The organism is Pseudomonas sp. B1-22 (assembly GCF_050474425.1).
Taxonomy (GTDB): Bacteria; Pseudomonadota; Gammaproteobacteria; order Pseudomonadales; family Pseudomonadaceae; genus Pseudomonas.
Genome location: NZ_JBCHVH010000002.1, coordinates 39,472 through 60,014 on the forward strand (window position 1 = coordinate 39,472; position 20,543 = coordinate 60,014).

19 protein-coding genes and 1 pseudogene are annotated in these 20,543 nt (G+C 60.7%); 19 read left to right on the forward strand and 1 reads right to left on the reverse strand.

The annotated features are described in order from the left end of the window. Positions 1-120: 120 nt before the first annotated feature. The 18 genes from ACQ5BL_RS06880 to ACQ5BL_RS06965 all read left to right on the forward strand — a co-directional run bounded on the left by ACQ5BL_RS06880 (position 121) and on the right by ACQ5BL_RS06965 (position 17,327). The gene (locus tag ACQ5BL_RS06880) at positions 121-2,112 is read left to right on the forward strand and encodes a conjugal transfer protein TraG (protein ID WP_430292925.1); all 1,992 of its coding nucleotides are present in this window, start codon (positions 121-123) and stop codon (positions 2,110-2,112) included. After that, entirely contained in the window at positions 2,109-2,567 is a 459-nt protein-coding gene (locus ACQ5BL_RS06885) for a CopG family transcriptional regulator (protein WP_430292926.1), read from the forward strand. Before ACQ5BL_RS06880 ends, ACQ5BL_RS06885 begins: the two co-directional genes overlap by 4 nt. After that, positions 2,564-3,571, forward strand: a complete 1,008-nt coding sequence (gene trbB / locus ACQ5BL_RS06890; RefSeq protein ID WP_430292928.1) for a P-type conjugative transfer ATPase TrbB — start codon at positions 2,564-2,566, stop codon at positions 3,569-3,571. Before ACQ5BL_RS06885 ends, trbB begins: the two co-directional genes overlap by 4 nt. Further along, positions 3,568-3,909: a TrbC/VirB2 family protein gene (locus ACQ5BL_RS06895; RefSeq protein ID WP_430292930.1), complete on the forward strand. Its 342-nt coding sequence runs from the start codon at positions 3,568-3,570 to the stop codon at positions 3,907-3,909. The genes trbB and ACQ5BL_RS06895 overlap by 4 nt, the downstream gene beginning before the upstream one ends. After that, entirely contained in the window at positions 3,906-4,178 is a 273-nt protein-coding gene (locus ACQ5BL_RS06900) for a VirB3 family type IV secretion system protein (RefSeq protein ID WP_430292931.1), read from the forward strand. Before ACQ5BL_RS06895 ends, ACQ5BL_RS06900 begins: the two co-directional genes overlap by 4 nt. An 11-nt stretch (positions 4,179-4,189) precedes the next feature. Then, complete coding sequence (trbE, locus tag ACQ5BL_RS06905; RefSeq protein WP_430292933.1) at positions 4,190-6,619, forward strand: conjugal transfer protein TrbE; 2,430 nt, start codon at positions 4,190-4,192, stop codon at positions 6,617-6,619. Continuing rightward, positions 6,616-7,353 (forward strand): P-type conjugative transfer protein TrbJ, encoded by a 738-nt coding sequence (trbJ, locus tag ACQ5BL_RS06910; RefSeq protein ID WP_430292934.1) that lies wholly within the window; start codon positions 6,616-6,618, stop codon positions 7,351-7,353. The genes trbE and trbJ overlap by 4 nt, the downstream gene beginning before the upstream one ends. Before the next feature lie 198 nt (positions 7,354-7,551). Beyond that, positions 7,552-8,730 (forward strand): P-type conjugative transfer protein TrbL, encoded by a 1,179-nt coding sequence (trbL, locus tag ACQ5BL_RS06915; protein ID WP_430292936.1) that lies wholly within the window; start codon positions 7,552-7,554, stop codon positions 8,728-8,730. A gap of 12 nt (positions 8,731-8,742) precedes the next feature. After that, positions 8,743-9,450 carry a conjugal transfer protein TrbF gene (gene trbF, locus ACQ5BL_RS06920; RefSeq protein ID WP_430292937.1) on the forward strand — a complete coding sequence of 236 codons (708 nt, stop codon included), beginning with the start codon at positions 8,743-8,745 and terminating at the stop codon, positions 9,448-9,450. Next, on the forward strand, positions 9,447-10,436 hold the full coding sequence (trbG, locus tag ACQ5BL_RS06925) for a P-type conjugative transfer protein TrbG (protein ID WP_430292938.1): 990 nt from the start codon (positions 9,447-9,449) through the stop codon (positions 10,434-10,436). The genes trbF and trbG overlap by 4 nt, the downstream gene beginning before the upstream one ends. A gap of 2 nt (positions 10,437-10,438) precedes the next feature. Then, positions 10,439-11,725 (forward strand): TrbI/VirB10 family protein, encoded by a 1,287-nt coding sequence (locus ACQ5BL_RS06930; RefSeq protein WP_430292940.1) that lies wholly within the window; start codon positions 10,439-10,441, stop codon positions 11,723-11,725. Then, positions 11,722-11,940, forward strand: a complete 219-nt coding sequence (locus ACQ5BL_RS06935; RefSeq protein ID WP_430292942.1) for a DUF2274 domain-containing protein — start codon at positions 11,722-11,724, stop codon at positions 11,938-11,940. Before ACQ5BL_RS06930 ends, ACQ5BL_RS06935 begins: the two co-directional genes overlap by 4 nt. 62 nt (positions 11,941-12,002) lie before the next feature. Further along, positions 12,003-12,725, forward strand: a complete 723-nt coding sequence (locus ACQ5BL_RS06940) for a zeta toxin family protein (protein WP_430292943.1) — start codon at positions 12,003-12,005, stop codon at positions 12,723-12,725. Positions 12,726-13,543: 818 nt separating this feature from the next. Next, on the forward strand, positions 13,544-14,173 hold the full coding sequence (locus ACQ5BL_RS06945) for a helix-turn-helix domain-containing protein (protein WP_430292945.1): 630 nt from the start codon (positions 13,544-13,546) through the stop codon (positions 14,171-14,173). A gap of 2 nt (positions 14,174-14,175) precedes the next feature. Then, the gene (locus ACQ5BL_RS06950; protein WP_430292946.1) at positions 14,176-15,009 is read left to right on the forward strand and encodes a hypothetical protein; all 834 of its coding nucleotides are present in this window, start codon (positions 14,176-14,178) and stop codon (positions 15,007-15,009) included. A 12-nt stretch (positions 15,010-15,021) separates the two neighbouring features. Continuing rightward, positions 15,022-15,171 (forward strand): hypothetical protein, encoded by a 150-nt coding sequence (locus ACQ5BL_RS06955; RefSeq protein ID WP_430292947.1) that lies wholly within the window; start codon positions 15,022-15,024, stop codon positions 15,169-15,171. A 63-nt stretch (positions 15,172-15,234) separates the two neighbouring features. Beyond that, positions 15,235-16,470 (forward strand): NYN domain-containing protein, encoded by a 1,236-nt coding sequence (locus ACQ5BL_RS06960; protein WP_430292949.1) that lies wholly within the window; start codon positions 15,235-15,237, stop codon positions 16,468-16,470. A 329-nt stretch (positions 16,471-16,799) separates the two neighbouring features. Beyond that, positions 16,800-17,327, forward strand: coding sequence for a hypothetical protein (locus ACQ5BL_RS06965; protein ID WP_430292951.1), 528 nt, complete (start codon positions 16,800-16,802; stop codon positions 17,325-17,327). A 359-nt stretch (positions 17,328-17,686) separates the two neighbouring features. Here ACQ5BL_RS06965 and ACQ5BL_RS06970 read toward each other — a convergent pair. Further along, positions 17,687-17,839: pseudogene (locus ACQ5BL_RS06970) on the reverse strand (phage portal protein); the annotation flags it as partial. Positions 17,840-18,748: 909 nt separating this feature from the next. On the opposite strand from ACQ5BL_RS06970, the gene ACQ5BL_RS06975 reads away from it, so the two are divergent. Further along, entirely contained in the window at positions 18,749-20,524 is a 1,776-nt protein-coding gene (locus ACQ5BL_RS06975) for a DUF262 domain-containing protein (RefSeq protein ID WP_430292952.1), read from the forward strand. Positions 20,525-20,543 lie beyond the last annotated feature (19 nt).

Consider the following 20,543-nt stretch of genomic DNA (forward strand, 5'->3'; position numbering starts at 1 on the left):
TTCCTACCCGCTCTGGATCATCTCCGAAACGGTCTTTGACCCCTTCCCCGTTACTACCGAGTCTCTCACCCGCGGCACATCTGCGTGCCGAGTGTTGTACCGGAGAGGTTGGGTTCAGGGATGCAAGCGACGACGGTGCTGTACGGTCAGGTACTGGTGGTGCTGGCCATTACCCTTTCGGGAGTGTGGGGCGCCACGCAGTGGACGGCTGCAGCACTAGGATACCAGTCACGTCTGGGGGCACCCTGGTTCGAATGGCTGGGCACGCCGATTTATCACCCATGGCGTCTATTTGAATGGTGGTTCTTTTTTGATGCCTACGCGCCGGAGGTCTTCAACGTCGGTGGCAGCATCGCTGCGTGCAGCAGCCTGCTGGCGTTGGTGGTGGCCATCGGCATGGCCATCTGGCGCGCACGCCAGGCTCGGCAGGTCACCACCTACGGCTCGGCACGCTGGGCCGATGCGGATGAGGTGCGCCAGGCCGGTCTGACCCGGTCGGCCGGTGTGTTCCTCGGCCTGTTCGAGGAGCAGTACCTGCGCCACGAAGGCCCCGAGCACGTGCTGGCCTTCGCCCCCACGCGTTCGGGCAAGGGCGTCGGTCTGGTGGTGCCCACCCTACTCTCTTGGCCGGCCTCGGCAGTCATCCATGACATAAAGGGAGAGAACTGGAGCCTGACCGCCGGCTGGCGCTCGCGCTTCTCTCACTGCCTACTGTTCAACCCCACCGACTCGGCCTCCGCAGCCTACAACCCGCTGCTGGAGGTGCGCCGCGGCACCCACGAGGTGCGCGATGTACAGAACATCGCCGATATCCTGGTCGACCCGGAGGGTGCACTGGAGCGGCGCAATCACTGGGAGAAGACCAGCCATGCGCTGCTGGTCGGCGCCATCCTGCACGTGCTGTATGCCGGCCAGGACAAGACCCTGCGCGGCGTCGCCAACTTCCTCTCGGACCCGGCTTGCACGCTCGAGCTGACCCTGCACCGGATGATGAGCACGCCCCATCTGGGCGACTCGCCCCATCCGGTAGTGGCCTCGGCCGCTCGCGAGGTGCTCAACAAGAGCGAGAACGAGCGTTCCGGGGTGCTGTCCACGGCCATGTCCTTCCTGGGCCTGTACCGGGATCCCACGGTGGCCGAGGTGACTTCGCGCTGCGACTGGCGTATCGCCGACCTCATTTCGGCCGAACATCCGGTATCGCTGTACCTGGTCGTACCACCCTCGGATATCAGCCGCACCAAGCCCCTGATCCGCCTGATCCTCAACCAGATCGGCCGGCGTCTGACCGAGTCGCTCGATGGCGCCGACGGCATCGAGCGTCGGCACAAGTTGCTGCTGATGCTCGACGAGTTTCCTGCGTTGGGGCGGCTGGATTTCTTCGAATCGGCCCTGGCGTTCATGGCTGGCTACGGGCTGCGCACCTTCCTGATCTCGCAGTCGCTCAATCAGATCGACAAGGCCTACGGCCAGAATCACTCGATCCTCGACAACTGCCATGTGCGGGTAACCTTCGCCACCAACGACGAGCGCACTGCCAAGCGCATCTCCGAGACCTTGGGCACCGCCACCGAGCTGCGCGCGCAACGCAACTATGCCGGCCATCGCCTGGCGCCCTGGCTGGGGCACCTGATGGTGTCGCGCCAGGAGACGGCCCGACCACTGCTGACGCCGGGCGAGGTGATGCAACTGCCCACCGACGAGTCGGTGGTGATGCTCTCCGGCCATGCACCGATCCGGGCGAAAAAGCTGCGCTATTTCGCCGACACCAACTTCCGGCGCCGGATACTGCCCGCACCGCAACTGCAACCTGGGCGTTATGCCGACGCGCCCGCCGCACGGGCGGACGATTGGAGCGATCTGGCCGTGCCCACGGCCCTTGGTGTTCCGCCGACTGGATTGGCCGACGGCAAATCCCTCGAGGACGGTGGGCCTCGGCGCCAGCCCGAGCTGGCGGAAATCGCCCAGTTGCCTGACTTCGACGAACTGTCCAGCGACCTGCTGCTCCTCGACGAGGACGACACCCCTGCCCCCTTCCCAAACCAGCCTGATCCGCGCCTGCAACGCGCAGCGCGACTGGCCACCCTCGACCCTGACGATGGAATTGCCCTATGAGCCGAGCCCGCCTGAACCTGTTCATCCAACCCGAGCACGCCAAGCGCCTGAACGAGCTGGCGATCAAGAAAGGGGTGTCAAAGTCATCGATCATCGCCGCGGCACTGGCTTCGTGGCTGTCGCCGGATTCCGGCGACCAGCGAGAGGCAGCCATCGCCAAACGCCTGGACCGGTTGTCACGCCAGTTCGAGCGGCTGGAGCGCGACCAGAACATCCTGATCGAGACCGTCGCCCTCTACGTGCGCTACTACCTGACGGTCAGCACGCCGGTGCCCGAGGCGCACCAGGAAGCAGCGCGCGCGCAGGGCAAGCTGCGCTTTGCCCAGTTCATCGAGCAACTCGGCCGCCACCTGCAGCGCGGGCGCAGCCTGGTCAATGACGTGCACGAAGAGATCCAGCCAGACGCCCAGTGTATGGAAATCCCAGAGGGTTCGGCCATGGGAGATAGCCCATGAACACCCTTGCTTCCTCAGTGTCAGGCGCGGGTGCAGTGTCGCTGGATCGCCGCACGCGCATGCTGCGCACAGCGATGGGGCCGCTAATCGCCACCGCCCTTGATGATCCGGATGTGGTGGAGGTCATGCTCAATCCGGACGGAACTCTCTGGCTTGACCGTCTCACCGGCGGCCGATCCCGCCTGGGCACGCTGCCCGCCGCCGACGGCGAGCGGATTATCCGCCTGATTGCCGCACATATTGGTGCCGAAGTACACCGCGGCAAGCCTCTGCTCAGCGCTGAATTGCCGGAGTCCGGCGAGCGATTCGAGGGCGTACTGCCACCGGTGGCCGCCGGGCCGACCTTTGCACTGCGCAAGCGAGCCGCCGGCGTCATTCCCCTCAAACAGTTCGTGGCTGAAGGCATCCTCAGCGCTGCTCAGGCCGAGTATCTGCGCGTCGCGGTACGTGAGCGGCAGAACATCCTGGTGGCCGGCGGCACCAGCACCGGCAAGACCACCCTGGCCAACGCCCTGCTTGCCGAAGTGGCCGACACGGGTGACCGCGTGCTGGTGCTCGAGGACACGGTCGAGTTGCAGTGCCCTGCCCTCGATCACGTTGCCCTGCGTACCAAGCCTGGTGTGGTGTCCATGGCTGACCTGGTGCGCGCCACCCTCCGCCTGCGCCCCGATCGGGTGGTGGTTGGCGAGGTACGGGGCGGCGAGGCGCTGGACCTGGTCAAGGCCTGGGGTACCGGTCACCCGGGCGGCATTGCCACCCTCCATGCCGGCTCCGCCCAAGGCGCCCTCCTGCGCCTGGAGCAACTGATCCTGGAGGTCGCCCTGGCCGCGCCACGGGCGCTGATCGCCGAGGCGGTCAACCTGGTGGTGTTCCTCGCCGGGCGTGGCCAGGCTCGCCATGTCCAGCAGATCGCTCGCGTCATCGGCCACGACGACCGCGGCTATCAGCTCGCCTCCATCGACACCTTCCTTTCCTCGTCTTCCGTCTCAGGAAATCAACCATGACTCTCCTTCATGCTTCCGCTGTTTATCGTCGGCACATCGCCAGCACATTGATGTTGAGTGCCATCTGCCTGGGTGCGTCTCTGCCAGCGCTTGCCGCCGGCTCCGGCATGCCCTGGGAAGGGCCGCTGCAATCGATCCTCGAATCGGTGCAGGGCCCGGTGGCGCGCATCGTCGCGGTGATCATCATCATCACCACTGGCCTGACGCTGGCCTTCGGCGACACCAGCGGTGGCTTCCGCAAACTGATCCAGATCGTCTTCGGCCTGTCCATCGCCTTTGCTGCGTCGTCGTTCTTCCTCAGCTTCTTCAGCTTCGCTGGCGGGGCGGTGGTCGCATGAACGGTGAGCACGATTTCATCCCCGGCTTCGAGGTGCCACTGCACCGTTCGCTGGCCGACCCAATCCTGCTCGGCGGCGCGCCGCGCAACGTGGCCATCCTCAATGGCACCCTGGCGGCGGTGGTCGGTTTGGGCCTGCAGTTGTGGATCCCGGGCCTGGTGCTCTGGCTGGTCGGCCACACACTGGCGGTGTGGGGCGCCCGCCTGGATCCGCAGTTCCTGCAGGTCTTCGCCCGGCATATCAAGCAACGCCCGCTGCTGGACGTGTGAGGAGCGTCGCCATGCTGAACCTCACCGAATACCAGCGTCGCCCCGCCCAGCTCGCCGACTGGCTGCCCTGGGCTGGTTTCGTTGCCCCGGGTGTAGTGCTGAACAAGGACGGTTCGTTCCAGCGCACCTTGCGCTTTCGGGGGCCGGACCTAGATAGCGCCACCCAGGGCGAACTGGTGGCCACGTCGGCACGCATGAACAACGCCTTGCGCCGCTTGGGCTCAGGCTGGGCGCTGTTCATCGAGGCCGAACGCGTGGTCACCGCCGACTACCCCGACGGCAGCTTTCCCGAGCCACTGTCCTGGTTGGTCGACGAGGAGCGCCGTGCCGCCTTCGCGGCGCAGAGCAGCCACTTCGAGAGTGCCTACCACCTGACGCTGCTCTACCTGCCGCCGGAGGAGTCGCGCTCGCACGCGGCCGGCCTGCTCTACGAGCACCGGACGCAGCGCGGCATCGACTGGCGCGAACGGCTGGCCGCCTTCATCGCCGAGAGCGATCGCTTCTTCGACCTGCTGGACGGGGTGATGCCGGAGCTCGCCTGGCTCGACGACAGCCAAACGCTCACCTACCTGCACACCACGGTATCGACGCACCGCCAGCGGGTGGCCGTGCCCGACGTGCCCTTTCATCTCGATGCCCTGCTGGCCGACAGCCCGCTGACCACCGGCCTGGCGCCGCGGTTGGGCGAGCAGCACTTGCGCGTGCTCTCGGTGCGCGGCTTTCCCACCTCGACCTGGCCCGGCCTACTGGATGACCTCAACCGCCTGGGCATCGCCTATCGCTGGTCGACCCGCTTCATCTGCTTGCACAAGGACGAGGCCGAGAAGGAACTGGTACGCCTGCGTCGGCAGTGGTTCGCCAAGCGCAAGGGGGTCCTGGCACTGCTGCGCGAAGCCATCTTCCAGCAGGAAAGCCCATTGCTCGACAGCGATGCGGCGAACAAGGCCAGCGACGCCGATGCCGCCTTGCAGGAACTGGGCGCCGACCAGGTCGCCTTCGGCTATGTGACGGCCACCGTGACGGTGAGTGACCACGACGCCTTGGTCGCCGAGGAGAAACTGCGCCTGGTCGAGCGGGTGATCCAGGGACGCGGCTTCATCGCCATTGCCGAGAGCCTCAACGCGGTGGAGGCCTGGCTGTCGTCCATCCCCGGCAACGCCTACGCCAATGTGCGGCAGCCGCTGATCTCCACCCTCAACCTGGCCCACCTGATGCCGGTGTCGGCGGTCTGGGCAGGCCCCGCGCGCAACGAGCATCTGGATGGCCCGCCGCTGATGGTCACCCGCACCGACGGGGCAACACCGTTCCGCCTGGTCACCCACGTCGGCGACGTTGGCCACACCCTGGTGGCCGGCCCCACCGGGATGGGCAAGTCGGTGCTGCTGGCGACCCTGGCCTTGCAGTTCCGTCGTTATCGAGGTTCGCGCCTGTTCCTTTTCGACATGGGGCGTTCGCTGCGCGCGACGGTGTTGGGCCTGGGCGGCGAGCATTACGACCTGGGCGGTGATTGCGACCTGGCCTTCCAACCCTTGGCGCGCATCGACCAGGCCGGTTACCGCGCCTGGGCCGCCGAATGGCTGGAGGCGCGCCTGCTGCAGGAGGGGGTCGCGGTCGGCCCGGAGCAGAAGGCCGCGCTGTGGACCGCGCTGGACAGCCTGGCCGGCGCTCCCGAGGCACAGCGCACACTGACTGGGCTGTCCGTGCTGCTGCAGGACAATGCCCTGCGCCAAGCGCTGCAACCCTATGTGCTGGGCGGCGCTCATGGCCAATTGCTGGACGCCGATCGGGACCGCCTGGGCACGGCCGACGTGCAGTGCTTCGAGATGGAAGAGCTGATGCACAGCAAGGCAGCGGTAGCGGCCGTGCTGAGCTACCTGTTCGCCCGCTTCGAGGAACGCTTCGACGGCGCCCCCACCCTGCTGATCCTCGACGAGGCCTGGCTGTTTCTCGACGACCCGCTGTTCGCCGCACGCATCCGCCAGTGGCTCAAGACGCTGCGCAAGAAGAACGTCTCGGTGATCTTCGCCACTCAGTCGTTAGCCGACATCAAGGATTCCAGCATTGCCGCAGCGATCATCGAGAGCTGCGCAAGCCGCCTCTTCCTGCCCAACCCACAGGCCAGCGAACCGCAAATCCGCGGCATCTACCAGGGCTTCGGGTTGAACGACCGACAGATCGAGATCATCGCCCAGGCCACCCCCAAGCGCGATTACTACTATCAGTCACGCCTCGGCAACCGGCTGTTCGACCTCGACCTGGGACCGGTGGCGCTGGCCTTTGCCGCCTCCGCCAGCCCCGCCGAGCAACGCGAGCTCAGCCGGATCCTGCAGGAGTCCGGGACAGCGGAGTTCGCCGCCACCTGGCTACGCCACCGTGGCCTGGACTGGGCCGCCGACCTGATTGCCTCTTACCCCTCGCACAGCAAGGAGTGCTTGCCATGAGTTCCCGCACCTTTCTTTCTCCATTCGCCACCCTGCTGGCGGGGGGCCTGCTGGCATTCCAGCCGGCCAGCGCCCTCACCGTGATCGACCCTACCAACCTGGCGCAGAACACCCTGACCGCGGTGCGCACCCTGGAGGTGGTGAACAACCAGGTCAGCCAACTGCAGAACGAAACCCAGATGTTGCTGAACCAGGCCCGACACCTGGCCCCCTTGGACTACAACGTGGTCAATCGGCTGCGCATGAACCTCGCCACCACCGAGCGTTTGCTGGCCGAGGCCCGGGGGCTGGCATACAACGTCCAGCGCCTGGACCAGGAGTTTGCCCGCCTGTATCCGGCTGAATACACGGGCAGTGTCAGCGGCGAACGTATGGCGCAAGAATCTCGCGAGCGCTCGCAGCAAGGGCTGGACGGTCTGCACACCGCCCTGCGCGTGCAAGCCCAGGTGACACAGAACCTGGCCCAGGACGAGAGCGTGCTGGCCGACCTGGTGCAGCAGAGCCAGTTGGCCGGCGGCGCGCTGCAGGCGGCCCAGGCCACCAACCAGCTGCTGGCCCTGCAGGCCAAGCAGTCGATCCAGGCCCAGCAGCTGCAGATCACCCAGAACCGCGCCGTCGCCCTGGAGCTTGCGCGCCAGACGGCGGCAGCCGAGGAGGCCCGTGAGTTGCGGCGACGCTTCATGGGCAGTGGCACGCCCTACACGCCCTACCCCGTGCAGTTCTACCGGCAGTGAGGGCACTGCGATGAAAGCTTTCGTGGTGCTGCCCCTATTGCTCGCGCTGGCTGCCTGTGGCCAGGACGATGACGGTAAGGGGACCCGGTCAGAGCTATCCCTGCAAGAACGCTTTTACTCGAGTGGCGCTCGCCCCGGCGAATTCCTCACCCCCGAGAGCCTGCCCGCCATTCCGCCGAGCTTCGACGAGGACATGCGATGAACGACGTTGGCGTGATCGATCGTTTCCTCGCGGTGTTCTCGCTCTACATCGACTCGGGCTTCGGCTTGCTCGGTGGCGAGGTGGCCTTTCTCACCCTGACCCTAGTGGCCATCGACATGACCCTTGCCGGGCTGCTCTGGGCCATGGGCGGTGAGGACGTCACCGCCAGGCTGGTCAAGAAGACTCTCTACGTCGGCGCCTTCGCCTTCATCATCGGCAACTTCAATACGCTGGCCGAGATCGTCTTCCGCTCCTTCGCCGGGCTGGGGTTGCTGGCCTCGGGTTCCGCGCTGAGCCAGGGCGAGTTCCTGCAGCCAGGACGGCTGGCCTCCATCGGCATTGTTGCGGGGAGCCCCTTGCTGGAACACATCAGCCGCATGAGCGGGTTCCCCGAAGTCTTCAGCAACCTCCACAGCATTCTGGTGCTGTTCGTTGCCTGGCTGGTGGTGGTGATCAGTTTCTTCTTCCTGGCCATTCAGCTGTTCGTCACCCTGATCGAATTCAAGCTGACCACCCTCGCCGGCTTCGTCCTGGTGCCCTTTGCCCTGTGGAACAAGACCGCCTTCCTCGCCGAGAAAGTGCTGGGCAACGTGGTCGCTTCCGGCATCAAGGTGCTCGTGCTGGCAGTGATCGTCGGTATCGGCACCGGGCTATTTGCCGAGTTCCAGGCCGTGCCGGACGAGCCCTCCATCGACCATGCCCTGGTGGTCATGCTTGCCGCGCTGGCATTGCTAGGACTGGGCATCTTCGGCCCGGGCATCGCCACCGGCTTGGTCTCCGGCGCCCCGCAACTGGGGGCCGGTGCAGCTGCCGGTACGGCCCTCGGTGTTGCGGGCATGGCTGCCGGCGCAGCCGCTGTGGCCACGGGAGTCGGCGGCGCCGTGTTGGCCGGCGCCCGCATGGCGCCCGGCGCGGCGCGCCTGGCCATGGGCGCTGCCAAGCCGGCGGCCGCTGGCATGGCACCGGGAGCTGGGAGCGCAGGCGCGGCGGTTGGCGGTACGGAAACTACGGCCGGACCAGCGACATCTCCCGCCAAGCAACCCGATTGGGCTAGACGCCTGCAACGCAAGCAGCAGCTCACCCATGCGGCCACCACCGTCGCGCACACCCTGCGCGGTGGCGATGGTGGCGGCTCATCCCCCGGGCCGCAGGTGCGCGACCCGTCGAATTTGTGAAGGAGAACGAGGATGCGATTCAAACGTCCCCGGGTGCGCTACAGCGACACCCCGCAACCGGCCACGCCCTACCAAGCCGCGGCGCAGGTCTGGGACCGGCGCATGGGCAGCAGCCTGGCTCAGGCGCGCAACTGGCGGCTGATGTCGTTCGGTTGCCTGAGCCTAGCCCTGCTGATGGCCGGCGGCCTGGTCTGGCGCTCGGCGCAGTCGCTGGTCACGCCCTATGTGGTCGAGGTCGACAACGCCGGCCAGGTCCGCGCGGTGGGCGAAGCCGCCAGCCCCTACCACCCCCAGGATGCACAGATCGCCCATCACCTGGCGCGCTTCATCGTGCAGGTGCGTGCCTTGTCCATCGACCCGGTGGTGGTGCGGCAGAACTGGCTGGAGGCCTACCACTCCACCACCGACCGCGGCGCCGCCACGCTCAACGATTACGCCCGCGCCAACGATCCCTTCACGCGGGTCGGCAAGGAGTCGGTGACGGTGGAGGTAACCAGCGTGGTGCGCGCCAGTGACAGCTCGTTCCAGGTGCGCTGGAACGAGCGCCGCTACGTCAACGGCGCGGCCGCCGGGCTGGAGCGTTGGACGGCGGTGGTCTCGGTGGTGCTGCAGCCGCCGCACACCGAAGAGAAGCTGCGCCGCAACCCGCTGGGCATCTACGTCAACGGCCTGTCGTGGAGCCGTGAACTGGACACTACGGAAGGAACCCAAAAGCCATGAAACCCTCCCTGCAATTCTCCGCCTGCCCTTTGCTCCTGGCCATGTTGGCCGGCTGCGCCAGTCAGGACGCGCCACCGGTGATTGCCCTGGACGAACCGGTGGAGGCGCAGCGCCTGCCGGAGCCCCCCATGCCCATCGAGATGGTGGAAATGCCGAAGCCGCTGGCCCTGCCGGCGCAGCTCAAGCCGCTGCCGAACGCCCAAGCTGGCAAGCCGGTCGAGGAGCCAATCGATGAGCGCGTACGCGTCTCGCGCGCCAACCGCGACGCCCGGGTCGCCCCCACCCGGGAGGGCTACATCAACGCCATCCAGGTCTGGCCATACTCCGACGGTGCCCTGTATCAGGTGTACACCAGCCCGGGCCGGGTAACGGCGATCAACCTGCAGGCGGGCGAGGAACTGGTCACCGTGGCGGCGGGCGACACGGTGCGCTGGATCGTCGGTGACACCTCCAGCGGCAGTGGTGAGGAGCTGCGGGTCAGCGTGCTGGTCAAGCCAACGCGGGTCGACCTCAAGACCAACCTGGTCATCACCACCACGCGGCGCACCTACTTGATCGAACTGACCGCCACCGAGCACGCCTGGATGGCCTCGGTGTCCTGGGACTACCCCAAGGACCGCATGCTTGCCCTGCAACGCCGTGCTACGGCCGCGAAGGCGGCGGTACCGGTCGATGCCGGCCTCACCTTGGAGCAGCTGCGTTTTCGTTATGCCGTCAGTGGCAGCAACCCGCCCTGGAAACCCCTGCGCGCCTTCGACGACGGCAAAAAGGTGTATATCCAGTTCCCGGCCGGCATCGCCCAGGGCGAGTTGCCGCCGCTGTTCGTGATCGGTCCGGAAGGCGACGGACAACTGGTGAACTACCGCTTCCGCTCGCCCTACTACATCGTGGATCGGCTGTTCGGCGCGGCCGAACTGCGCTTGGGCGCGGACAAGGGCGACGTGGTGCGGATCGAGCGTACCGATGGCGTGGCACGGAGGCCCTAATCATGAGTACCACGGACGATATCCAGGGCGCAGCGCCGCTGCCGCCTAAGGTCGCACCGGAATCTCTCGAGTTGCGCGCGCGGCCTCGCCCTGTCACCCGCCTCAATCCACGCATGCTGGCCGTGCTCGCCGGAGGACTGGCCAGCGCCGTCCTCGGCGCCATGCTGTGGTCGTTGCAGCCCCAGCAGCGTCGTCAGGGCACGGAGCAAAGTGAGCTGTACAACGTCGACCGCGTGACCCGCTCCGAGGGGCTGGAGCAACTACCGGCGGACTACGCGCAGTTGCCCCCTCCCGCGGCGCCTGAGGTGCCACAACTGGGACCGCCGCTGCCCGGCGACCTGGGTGGCCCCATCCTCAGGGCCGAGCAGGCACAGGGTTACGACTACCGCCATGCCGGGCCCGCCCCAGCCGAGGCTGAGCGCCTTGCCAGGCTCAAGGAGGCCGAGGAAGCGGCGCTGTCCTCGGTGTTTTTCCGCTCTGGCAGTGGAAGGAAGCCGAGTGCTGAAGGCCCAAGTCCGAGCCTGGCAGGGCATGCGGGATTCGATCCCATGGCAGCCACTCCTGCATCGACCGCTGCAATACCCAGCGACACCGCAGCGACACAAAGCCCGCAGCAGCAGAACGAGGCGTTTCTCAGTAAATCCGCAAATGCACAGATCCGTAATTCCGGATTTCTGCAAATGCCCGACTCACCCTATCAGGTGGTGGCCGGCACCGTCATGGCGGCGGCCTTGGTGACCGGAATCAAGTCGGACCTGCCAGGCGATGTCATCGCCACGGTGACCGAGCCGGTCTATGACAGCGCCACCGGTCAGCATGTGCTGATTCCCCAAGGCTCGCGCCTGCTCGGCCGCTACAACAGCCAGGTGAGCTATGGGCAGAGTCGCGTGGAAGTGGTGTGGCAGCGGGTGATCCTGCCGGACACCTCGTCCTTCCAGCTCGACAATCTGGTGGGCAGCGACACCGCTGGCTATTCCGGCCTGGAGGATGGCGTCGACTGGCACTGGGACCGGATCGTCGCCGGCGCGGCCATGACCAGTTTGCTGGGCATCGGCGCCGAGCTGGCGGCACCGGAGAACCGAACCGATGGTGACCGGATCATCATTGCCGGCCGCGACAGCCTGCAGGACACGGTGAACCAGGTGGGCCAGGAGGTCACCCGCCGCAATCTCGATATCCAGCCCACGCTGACCCAGCGTCCCGGCCTGCCCCTGCGCGTGATCGTCAACCGCGATCTGGTGCTGCGCCCCTACCAACCCTTGTTCATCCAGCAGAGGAACCCGCAATGAGCACGAACAAGCTGCGCCTCGGCCCCTTGCCGAAAACCGAGAACCTGAAGCTGACCTTCACCTGCCCGGCTGGCCTGAAGGCCGACCTGGAGCGCTACGCGGCGCTGCACTCGCAAGCCTATGGCGAAGAGGTCGATGCCCTGACGCTTATCCCGCACATGCTCGAGGCGTTCATGGCAAGGGATCGGGTGTTCAGGAGAGCCGTCACAGGCTGAGGACATGCCTGTTCTTCGCTGTTAGGCTTCTCCACCAATACCGCCGCCATAGCAACGGTTCCATGACGCAAGATGAATCAGAGATTGAACAGAGAGCAATTGCATTCGCGAAAGCCAACAGAACGCGGATTGCCAGGGAGCTAGCGGACGTCAAGATGTATCCGGGAGAGGACACACCTGTCTCGGTTTTTATGGCAGGCTCCCCTGGTGCTGGCAAGACAGAGGTGTCCAAGGCGCTAATCGCGGGATTCGAAGACTTCGGCGCAAAGGCCCTTCGAATTGATCCAGACGACCTGCGGATATACTTCCCCGATTACACCGGCAGCAACTCGAGGCTTTTTCAGCGCGCAGTGAACAGCATCGTCGAGCGATTGCACGATCTGGTACTTGAGCAGCGCCAATCATTTCTACTGGATGGCACGCTCGCCAACGCGCAGGTAGCTCGCCGAAATGTTGAGCGCTCCTTGAGACGCAACAGGGACATCACTGTCGTGTATGTCTATCAAGATCCTTTGCTCGCCTGGGAGTTCGTGAAAGCTCGAGAACTGACTGAAGGAAGGAATATCCCGAAGGCCGAGTTCATCAGGCAGCTTTTCGCAGCAAAGGAGGTTGTCAAGGAGTTGAAACGCAGTTTTCGCCTGCAGCTGAAGGTTGACCTCATCGTCAAAGACACAGACGGCAGCAACCAAGCTGTCGAACTGAACGTCGATCCCGGCAAAATTGACGCTCTCGTCACCTTTGGATACTCTGCCGTCGAGCTTGATCGAATTTTAACCGAGGCCTAACCGATGAAAAGAGCTTTTGCAGGCAGCCCAAGCCCCCTGTCGAGCTTTTTTAGAAGCAATTCTGATGCTGCGAAGCGCGCTGCTTATGGTGCAGCTTCTGCGCGCGCCATCGAAAGCCAGCGTAAGGTACTCGAAGAAGCGAAAAGCATCAGGGAAAGCCAGGAAACAGCCTGAAGTGATCGTCGCTTCACCGAAAGCCGCCGCTCTGAGGCGGCTTTTTTGTTGGCTATGAGCGAGATAAACCTGCACCTCACTCCGTACCAAAAACGTGAACCTGAAGTCGAGTTGTACCGTCCGCGCCCTATGCCCCCAGCGACCCTCCTAACAAAAGCACCTCTCCACGCGAACGCCCCCCTTTCCATTGGGCCATGCGACCGCTCCAGGTAGACCGGCAGCAGCAGAAAGGCAGGGCCAATTCGCATCACCAACGTGCGTCCAGCAGCCAGTCTGCTTTCCGGGCCACCGAAGAAACGCAGAAAAATCATCCTCTCTAGCGCGGAGGCGTGGCGGACGGAGGACGACGCACGCCAACAGCTAAATCCAGCCGTCCGACATGACATAGCGCGGCCGCTTCCAATCCCTAGCAGCCGGAGAAAATCGGTAGAAACCGGCCAAGAAGTGTTATTGCGCCCTATCCTCAGACTCTCGTGCAAAGCACAGCGTGCCCCATCCGCACGATCGCAATGACAATAAAACTTAAAATATGGATCGCATACGCTCCATAAATAAAAAAAGCGGAGCTTATACACTCCACTTTTGCATTCTCTATTCAACTCCGTCCTTGTAACCTGCGCTCAGTGATTCAACGGAGCGCAACAATGCAAGATGCCCCCCAGTTCAACTCAACGCAGACTGTCGCCCACCAGCTGACTCAAAACCTGAATGCCATCTTGAAAGTCGCCGGCCCCGTTCGGCTGGATGGCAAGACAAGTCCTCTGCGCACGACCGAGATTCACCGAAGATCGAACATTGCTCGAAGCACCATAAGGGCGCTGAAAAGCCCAACCCCAGGCTCTGCACCTAATCCGGATCTCCGCACCCTGAGCAACTTGGCAAAGGCTCTCGACCTTCCAGTTCCTTTCCTGCTCATGGGGACCGCTGAGTGGAGCACGATCATCCTGGCAATCAACGGTATACGTGACCCACTCGCCGCCGCTGAAGAGTTGGTGGGCATTGACGGATACGCTCCTGCCAACCTCCTTGAAAAAATCCTCTCCAAATGCGGCATCCATCCTGACCGCCCCCCTTTCGGCGGAGTTGAGAACAAATCCGAACTTGCTCGATTGGTCGCCCGCAATGAATGGCGCCAGCGTAACTGCAGTGTGTTCAATGCCCTGATCGACAACAACGTGAGTGATCGGACTACCAAGGTACTGCTAGCCGCATTTGCAGCCTCCTACGTCAACACAATCACGCCTTACAACCCTGTAGAACCCACTGGGAACTGATCATGCAACTCATCAAAGACAACGACCTAGCTGACTTGCTGACCAATGCCGAGGCTGACGATCTGGGCATCCTTATCGACCTCATCACCGACAGTGGCAACGGGCGCATCTCTCTTTCGTCCGAGGTGTGTTCCAAACTGACCTCTGCCAAGAACAGCGATAAGGTTGATCCAGAATGCCGCGCTCTCATTGTCGAGGAGCTCCGCCGCTTTGGCGGCAACTCCCTGGCGAACTTCCTCCGCGGCGGGGATGGCATTTCCTACAAGGAAATCGCGAGCGATGTCGCCAAGCGGGTCAAAGCCCCTCATAACGCCCAGCACGACTGCCTTACGATTGAAGCCGCCATAATTTCCAAGGTCATGGAAAAGTCCCTCGAAAAAATGACCGAGGCCGAGCGCGCAACCTTCTTTGACTCAGTCGGCCAAACCTACATCCCAGGCTCCGGCCCCGCGGCAATTGCAGGCCTTCTTGCCCTGGTTTCATCGACTGGCATTTTGCAAATGTCCGCATACATCGCGAATGCCACTGCAAGCTCCGTGATCGGGCGAGGCCTGGCCTACGGCGCAGCTGCTTTCGCACCCAACACCGCCGCAGCGCTGGCCGGCCCTATTGGGTGGGCCCTTGCTGCTATCTGGACTGCATACGACCTCTCTAGCCCGGCCTATCGCGTAACGGTTCCGTGTGTCATCCAGATCGCCTACATGCGACGCAAAACCCTGCAGAACCCCTGCATCAAATGCGGTGCCCAGCTCCCTGTTGCAGCAAAATTCTGCAGTGAGTGCGGGCAACCTCAGGCTGAGAAGCCCAAATTGCTGAACGCAATCTGTGAGTCCTAAGGAGACACACCCATGTTTGGCATCAACTTATCGCCTCTCCAGTACCTCGCAGCAAACGGAATTGCCTTTGCCGCTGGGATCGCCACCACCATTGCATTCCAGTGGTACGGAAAGCACATGCATGCCGCCGCCATGAAACAAGCCAAGGCCAGCAGTCATTAGTTTCCCGCTACCTGCAGCGCCAGCAATCTTGGCTCAAAGACGACAGATAACGAGGATGTCGCCATGTCGTACAACCCTTATGCATTTCAGGTCTCGGAACTCAGCTCACGAATCCGTAACCTTCAAGCTGACCAACTGAAGCTCGATGAGCAGTTGAAGGCTTTTGAAGAGTTTGACCTGGAGGAACAACGTCAGCTCCTGCGGGAGACTCAAAGCAACCTGCAAACTGAGGAGATCGGCTTACTGATCGATCTCAAGGATCTTGACCAGGCAAAAGCAGACCACGAAGCCGCTAAAACTCAGGCTCAGGCCGGCTTCGATCCTCGATACTGGTTTTCCTCCCAGCGGGCCGTCGCGAAGCAGGTTCTTGCAGCATGCGCCACCAAGCTAAGCCGCATATCCAGCAAGGTAGATGCAAGGAAGGGCCGGATTCACAACCTCACCGAAAGTGCTTCTGTCCTGGATTTCAACATCAGCCAACACCTGAGCACGGACATCCTCTTACTGCAGGCCAGGCTGAATACCAACGGGATCGAATTAAACGTCTTAGAGGAGCAACTCGGGCCATTAAGGGCCAAGGAAGCTGAAATCAACGACCTCATCGGCGCGCAAGTAAGCAGTCTTCGTGAACTCGAAGCTAGACGCAGCAATCTGCTGTCTGTCATTCGCACCGCTGAGGGCTTCGAAAGCGCTCTGGCAAGAGCTGCCAACAGCTACGAGCGAATGGAAATTCACAGAAAGTGCGAGACTGCTTTGGGTAACGGAAAGCCGGGAGTGGTGATCAGCCAATCAAAGGGTGAACTGCGTGGCGTAGAAGCCAATATCGAAAAGCTCAAAAGAGCCATTGAGCTTGCCGTTTCCAGGGCGTCCGCCGAAATCAAGGCTCTCGTTCTCGATGGGAACAACCTCTGCAACACCCAGGATGGTGAGTTCATTGGGCTGCGAGGCCTTTTAGCCGTGGTTCCACTGATGCTCAAGAAGTTCAGGGTTACCTTGATCTTTGACCCCGGCATTCGCACCAAGCTAAAGACTACCGCTGCCCAGCTCCAAGCTCTTTTCCCTGGTGCAGAGGTGCACGTAATGAAAAGCAAGGTTGCTGCCGATGAGACCATCCTCAACGCAGCTCAATTTGACACTCTGACCTACATCGTCAGCAGGGACAGATTCAAGGACTTCCCACACCTGAATGCTGTTAAACAGCAAAGAGTTGTCGGCTTCACTGTGCTCAACAACACGATCAGCATCGAAAGCCTGAACATCCATGCACCACTGAAAGACGAAATCCTGACAGGAGCTTGAAATGAAAATTCTTGCTATCAAAGGCCGTGTGGTAAGCAAAGGCAAACTGAACTGGTACTCCTGCGAATGGTGCGGCGATCAGCACCGAGGCTCGCCTTGCGATACCTGCTCGATGCCACCCTGCCGCTGCCTTTGCTGATTGGGCGCGGTGCCAGTAGCGGGGGGATACCTCCCGCTCTGCCCACCACCAATCCCCTATACACAGTTCAGGTTTGTGGATGAATCGGCCGGCTTAGGCCGGCCTAGAAGCGCCCTGCATGCATTGATAGCACAATGACATGCAGCTATATTCCGACCTGTTCCCTCCCCCCTCGACATAAAGGTTTGCCATGGAAGAGCTCAGCCGCGCCAATTTTGGAGCGACGATTTATCAGGCCGCTAAATCCCAGAATGTCTCCCTGGATAAGATTGCAAAGGCTATTGGTTGCTCCAACAAAACGATGGAGCGTTTAACCACCGCAAAATCCTACCCTACGGATGAAATGATCAAGCAAGGGGGCATCCTGCTTGCCCTCGGCTATGAGCGCTACGCAAAGCTTTCCGATGCGGAGAAGGAGAAGATCTCCGAAGGCATCGGCGCAGTTGGTGGTGGTGTTCTCGGCTTAGGCTCGGTAACTGCAGTTGTCAGCAGCCTGGGCGTAGCGGGTCTGTCCGCAGCGGGTGTTACGTCTGGTCTTGCCGCGCTTGGCGCTTTGGTCGGTGGAGGCATGGCAGCAGGCATTACCGTTGCCGCAGCCATCCCTGTCGCCGCGGCAGTCGCAGGCTACGGGGCAATCGTAGGGGTAAAAGCTGCTGTGGAGCATTTCAGCTCTAAGCAAGAGGACCTTGACCCCAAGTGGGAACTCCCGATTAGGTAGTTGGCAAAAAATTGAGGAGGGACCGTCTCATCCTGGGGCTGGTCCCCCAAACCTCACCACCTCCTCCCCCACCCACTCATTCACCTGCTGGAGCCGCGCCTGAACCGACTCCAGTTCGTTCGCCGTCCACACCTCCGCCGCGTCCTTGATCGGTCCAAAGCCACCCGCGTTCGTAAGCGTCCAGCCAAGTCACCTTCCGCACTCCAGCATTAAGGGCGATGGTGTCCGCGTATTTTTAAGCGGACGCGATAGCCCTTATCGCCGGGATCTCCATGCGCCAACGAAGCTCTTACCCCAAACCGTTCAAGGCCCAGGTTGTTCAGGAGTAATGCCCATTCGCTTACCCGCGTTCACCGGCACACCCCCATCAGCTGCGGCGGAATGCGCAGCGCCGCGAGCATGTCGTCGCGGCTGATGTTCTTGATCGAACCGAACTCATCCTTGGCCGCCACCTCGCTCACCGGAATGAACTGGATACCGTCCTTCTTGCCGCTGGGTGAGTACACGAACACCCGCGCCGAAGGCGACCAGCATCGCTTCCTGCAGACAGATCGGGACGCCTATCGCGGTGTGAAGGCGTACTACTACGTGGAGGGGTCGGAACGGATGGAGGCGATCGTGGGCGACGAAGAACGCCAAGATTCTGCGACATACCTACGCCCACCGATCGAGTGCATTGCGGGCGGCAAAGGCAGAATGGGGAAGAGTTCAGAGAGGGAGTGCAGCGTTGAGCTATGCGCTGGCCAAGGGGAGGCCAGAGTTGAGTTCGGAATGGCGATACCGCGTGACCGGGGTTAAAGCGGACATCAGCGACGTTGGGCTTTCCCGCACTCAATCAACTGCTTGCTGCAGTCCTGCAGGCCTTTCGCTATCATCGATTAGGATTTGCGATGCCGACGGAACAGATGTTTGCAGGCCGGTGATTGATGCCCACTATCTCAGAACTTCCATTTCCAGGATAAAAACCATGTCAAGAAGACGTCGCTCTTCGAGATATTCACGTGGGTCTCTAATAACGGGCATTGCCGCGCTTCTTGTAATTGCTGCGTTGACCAAAGCTGTTCAGGTACTACTGTTTGCCGTCGCACTAGTTTTCCTCTACTGCCTAATAAGACACCCGGCCCCCGCGCTAGGCTTCGTCGTGCTTGGTATAATCGGGTCGATACTAAAGAGAATCCCCGATGCCTATCTGCTCTTTGGCTTCGGCATTGTGTGCTTTGCTTGGTCAGTATCCAAACTCAGAAAACCAGTCGCCCAACATAATGCTCCGCATGAGCAATCTTCTTTACCAAAAGCAGCCCCTGACAAACGCTTGAAAAGCGACTGATTCGGCATGGAGCATCATCGATGCTTTTGAAGGATTAGGAGTCCTAACTTTACCGTTACTGCTTGCCCACAACATAGTCCTCAAGGAACTAGAGATGGAAAATGGACAGAAAAAGCTAAAGGAACTTTTCGACGGAAGGAAGATATTCAAAATACCCGACTATCAAAGGGCGTATGCCTGGGATGAGTCTCGACAACTCCCAGACTTCCTCGAAGACATTGAAAACCAATCCCTTGAACGCGACTACTTTCTCGGAACCATTTTATTCCAAGAAAGAGGCGACAAGCACCAAGGCTACGACATAATCGATGTAGTCGATGGCCAACAACGAATAACAACCATCATAATATTTATGAAGTCACTACTAAGCGAACTCGCAGTCAGGCTCCCTGATGACGAATTTGTTGATAAGGGCCTAGACTTGGTGACTGAAACATATGTAATAAGCCGTAATCGCACCAAGCTACAAGCAATCTCTCCCGACAACGACTTCTTCCAAAGCTACATTATCGGGGACGGAAACGGCCTGGACTTCATTCAGACGCCATCACAACGCCGCCTCTACAATGCAAAGCAATACTTTGAGAAAGCGCTCAAACAAAAAACGACAGACGAACTTCTCGAACTGAAATCAAAACTAGACTCCAACACGAAGGTCCTTACCTACTCAGTTAAAGACACAGCCGAAGCCACATTAATCTTCGAAACCACCAACGACCGAGGCAAAGGCCTTACAAATCTGGAGAAGATTAAAAGCTTTCTCATGTATAAAACATATCTTGCTACCGGAGAGAATGTAGACGTCCATCTATCGTCTATCCAGGAGCGTTTCACGGACATCTATAGAGAACTCGAACAAATCGACGATAAGTTCTCCGAAGATTCAGCCCTACAGTATCACTGCGTAGCATTTGAGAAGTGGACCGACAAGGCAGAATACCAACAACCCGTCAACTTCATCCGAAAAATAATTAATCCGCTAATTAACAAAGGAAAGCGGGACGAGGCACTAAAATTCATAGATCGGTTCAGCAAAGAACTTAAAGAGAGCTTTAGAAGCTTCAGGCAGATGATGCAGTCTGATCTCGAGCCATTCCGAGATCTTGTATGCCTAGAAAGGCTCGGAAATTTTTACCCTCTACTTCTAAAAGCCTACAAACTCGACAACACAGAAAAAAAGAAACAATTCGAGGTCCTCTGCAAGCTTCTAGAAATCTACAGCTTCAGAGTATTTTCCATTCAACAGACCCGCTCCAACACAGGGCAGGCAACCTTATTTACTGCCGCCAGAGACTTCACTGGAAAATTCTCACCGCTTTACGACAAAATAACCTCACTTATCAAATCACACAGTTCAAACCGGATATTCAAGGACCACCTTGAATCAACAAATTTCTACGCATACATGTACTCAAAGGACATGAGTTACCTTCTCTGGAAATATGAGAACCACCTCCGAAAGACAGAACAGCCGATTTGTGCAGACATGTCGGAGAAGGAGTTCAGAAACTCAACCAGAAAGACCACCCTAACAATTGAGCATATTGCCTCGCAAAATCCAGAAGAAATCGGCATTGTCAAAAAATATTCGATAATCCCAGAACTGGATGACGACTTCCTTGAATACCATATTCATCGACTGGGCAACCTAACCTTCGACCCATCTTCGGCAAATTCCTCCAAGGGTAATAATGGAATAGAAGTCAAAAATTCTACCTACTTCCAAAGAGCACCTTACAAAACCCAGAACGAACTTGATAGCTTCCTAGTAAAAGGTGAATGGGGAATCTCTTCTATCAGTAGTCGCGAGAAGAAAATCGTTAAATTCTGCATGCAACGCTGGAATCCAGAATATGTAGAGTACGAATAATCGAAGCATCGCTTTAATG

What these genes read in the sequence shown, in the direction of transcription:
- ACQ5BL_RS06945 (WP_430292945.1), top strand. Translation starts at nt 13,544, where the DNA reads ATGCAAGATGCCCCCCAGTTCAACTCAACGCAGACTGTCGCCCACCAG.
- ACQ5BL_RS06935 (WP_430292942.1), top strand. Translation starts at nt 11,722, where the DNA reads ATGAGCACGAACAAGCTGCGCCTCGGCCCCTTGCCGAAAACCGAGAAC.
- trbB (WP_430292928.1), top strand. Translation starts at nt 2,564, where the DNA reads ATGAACACCCTTGCTTCCTCAGTGTCAGGCGCGGGTGCAGTGTCGCTG.
- ACQ5BL_RS06955 (WP_430292947.1), top strand. Translation starts at nt 15,022, where the DNA reads ATGTTTGGCATCAACTTATCGCCTCTCCAGTACCTCGCAGCAAACGGA.
- trbF (WP_430292937.1), top strand. Translation starts at nt 8,743, where the DNA reads ATGCGATTCAAACGTCCCCGGGTGCGCTACAGCGACACCCCGCAACCG.
- ACQ5BL_RS06950 (WP_430292946.1), top strand. Translation starts at nt 14,176, where the DNA reads ATGCAACTCATCAAAGACAACGACCTAGCTGACTTGCTGACCAATGCC.
- ACQ5BL_RS06930 (WP_430292940.1), top strand. Translation starts at nt 10,439, where the DNA reads ATGAGTACCACGGACGATATCCAGGGCGCAGCGCCGCTGCCGCCTAAG.
- ACQ5BL_RS06900 (WP_430292931.1), top strand. Translation starts at nt 3,906, where the DNA reads ATGAACGGTGAGCACGATTTCATCCCCGGCTTCGAGGTGCCACTGCAC.
- trbG (WP_430292938.1), top strand. Translation starts at nt 9,447, where the DNA reads ATGAAACCCTCCCTGCAATTCTCCGCCTGCCCTTTGCTCCTGGCCATG.
- ACQ5BL_RS06885 (WP_430292926.1), top strand. Translation starts at nt 2,109, where the DNA reads ATGAGCCGAGCCCGCCTGAACCTGTTCATCCAACCCGAGCACGCCAAG.
- ACQ5BL_RS06960 (WP_430292949.1), top strand. Translation starts at nt 15,235, where the DNA reads ATGTCGTACAACCCTTATGCATTTCAGGTCTCGGAACTCAGCTCACGA.
- trbE (WP_430292933.1), top strand. Translation starts at nt 4,190, where the DNA reads ATGCTGAACCTCACCGAATACCAGCGTCGCCCCGCCCAGCTCGCCGAC.
- ACQ5BL_RS06965 (WP_430292951.1), top strand. Translation starts at nt 16,800, where the DNA reads ATGGAAGAGCTCAGCCGCGCCAATTTTGGAGCGACGATTTATCAGGCC.
- trbL (WP_430292936.1), top strand. Translation starts at nt 7,552, where the DNA reads ATGAACGACGTTGGCGTGATCGATCGTTTCCTCGCGGTGTTCTCGCTC.
- ACQ5BL_RS06880 (WP_430292925.1), top strand. Translation starts at nt 121, where the DNA reads ATGCAAGCGACGACGGTGCTGTACGGTCAGGTACTGGTGGTGCTGGCC.
- ACQ5BL_RS06940 (WP_430292943.1), top strand. Translation starts at nt 12,003, where the DNA reads ATGACGCAAGATGAATCAGAGATTGAACAGAGAGCAATTGCATTCGCG.
- trbJ (WP_430292934.1), top strand. Translation starts at nt 6,616, where the DNA reads ATGAGTTCCCGCACCTTTCTTTCTCCATTCGCCACCCTGCTGGCGGGG.
- ACQ5BL_RS06975 (WP_430292952.1), top strand. Translation starts at nt 18,749, where the DNA reads ATGGAAAATGGACAGAAAAAGCTAAAGGAACTTTTCGACGGAAGGAAG.
- ACQ5BL_RS06895 (WP_430292930.1), top strand. Translation starts at nt 3,568, where the DNA reads ATGACTCTCCTTCATGCTTCCGCTGTTTATCGTCGGCACATCGCCAGC.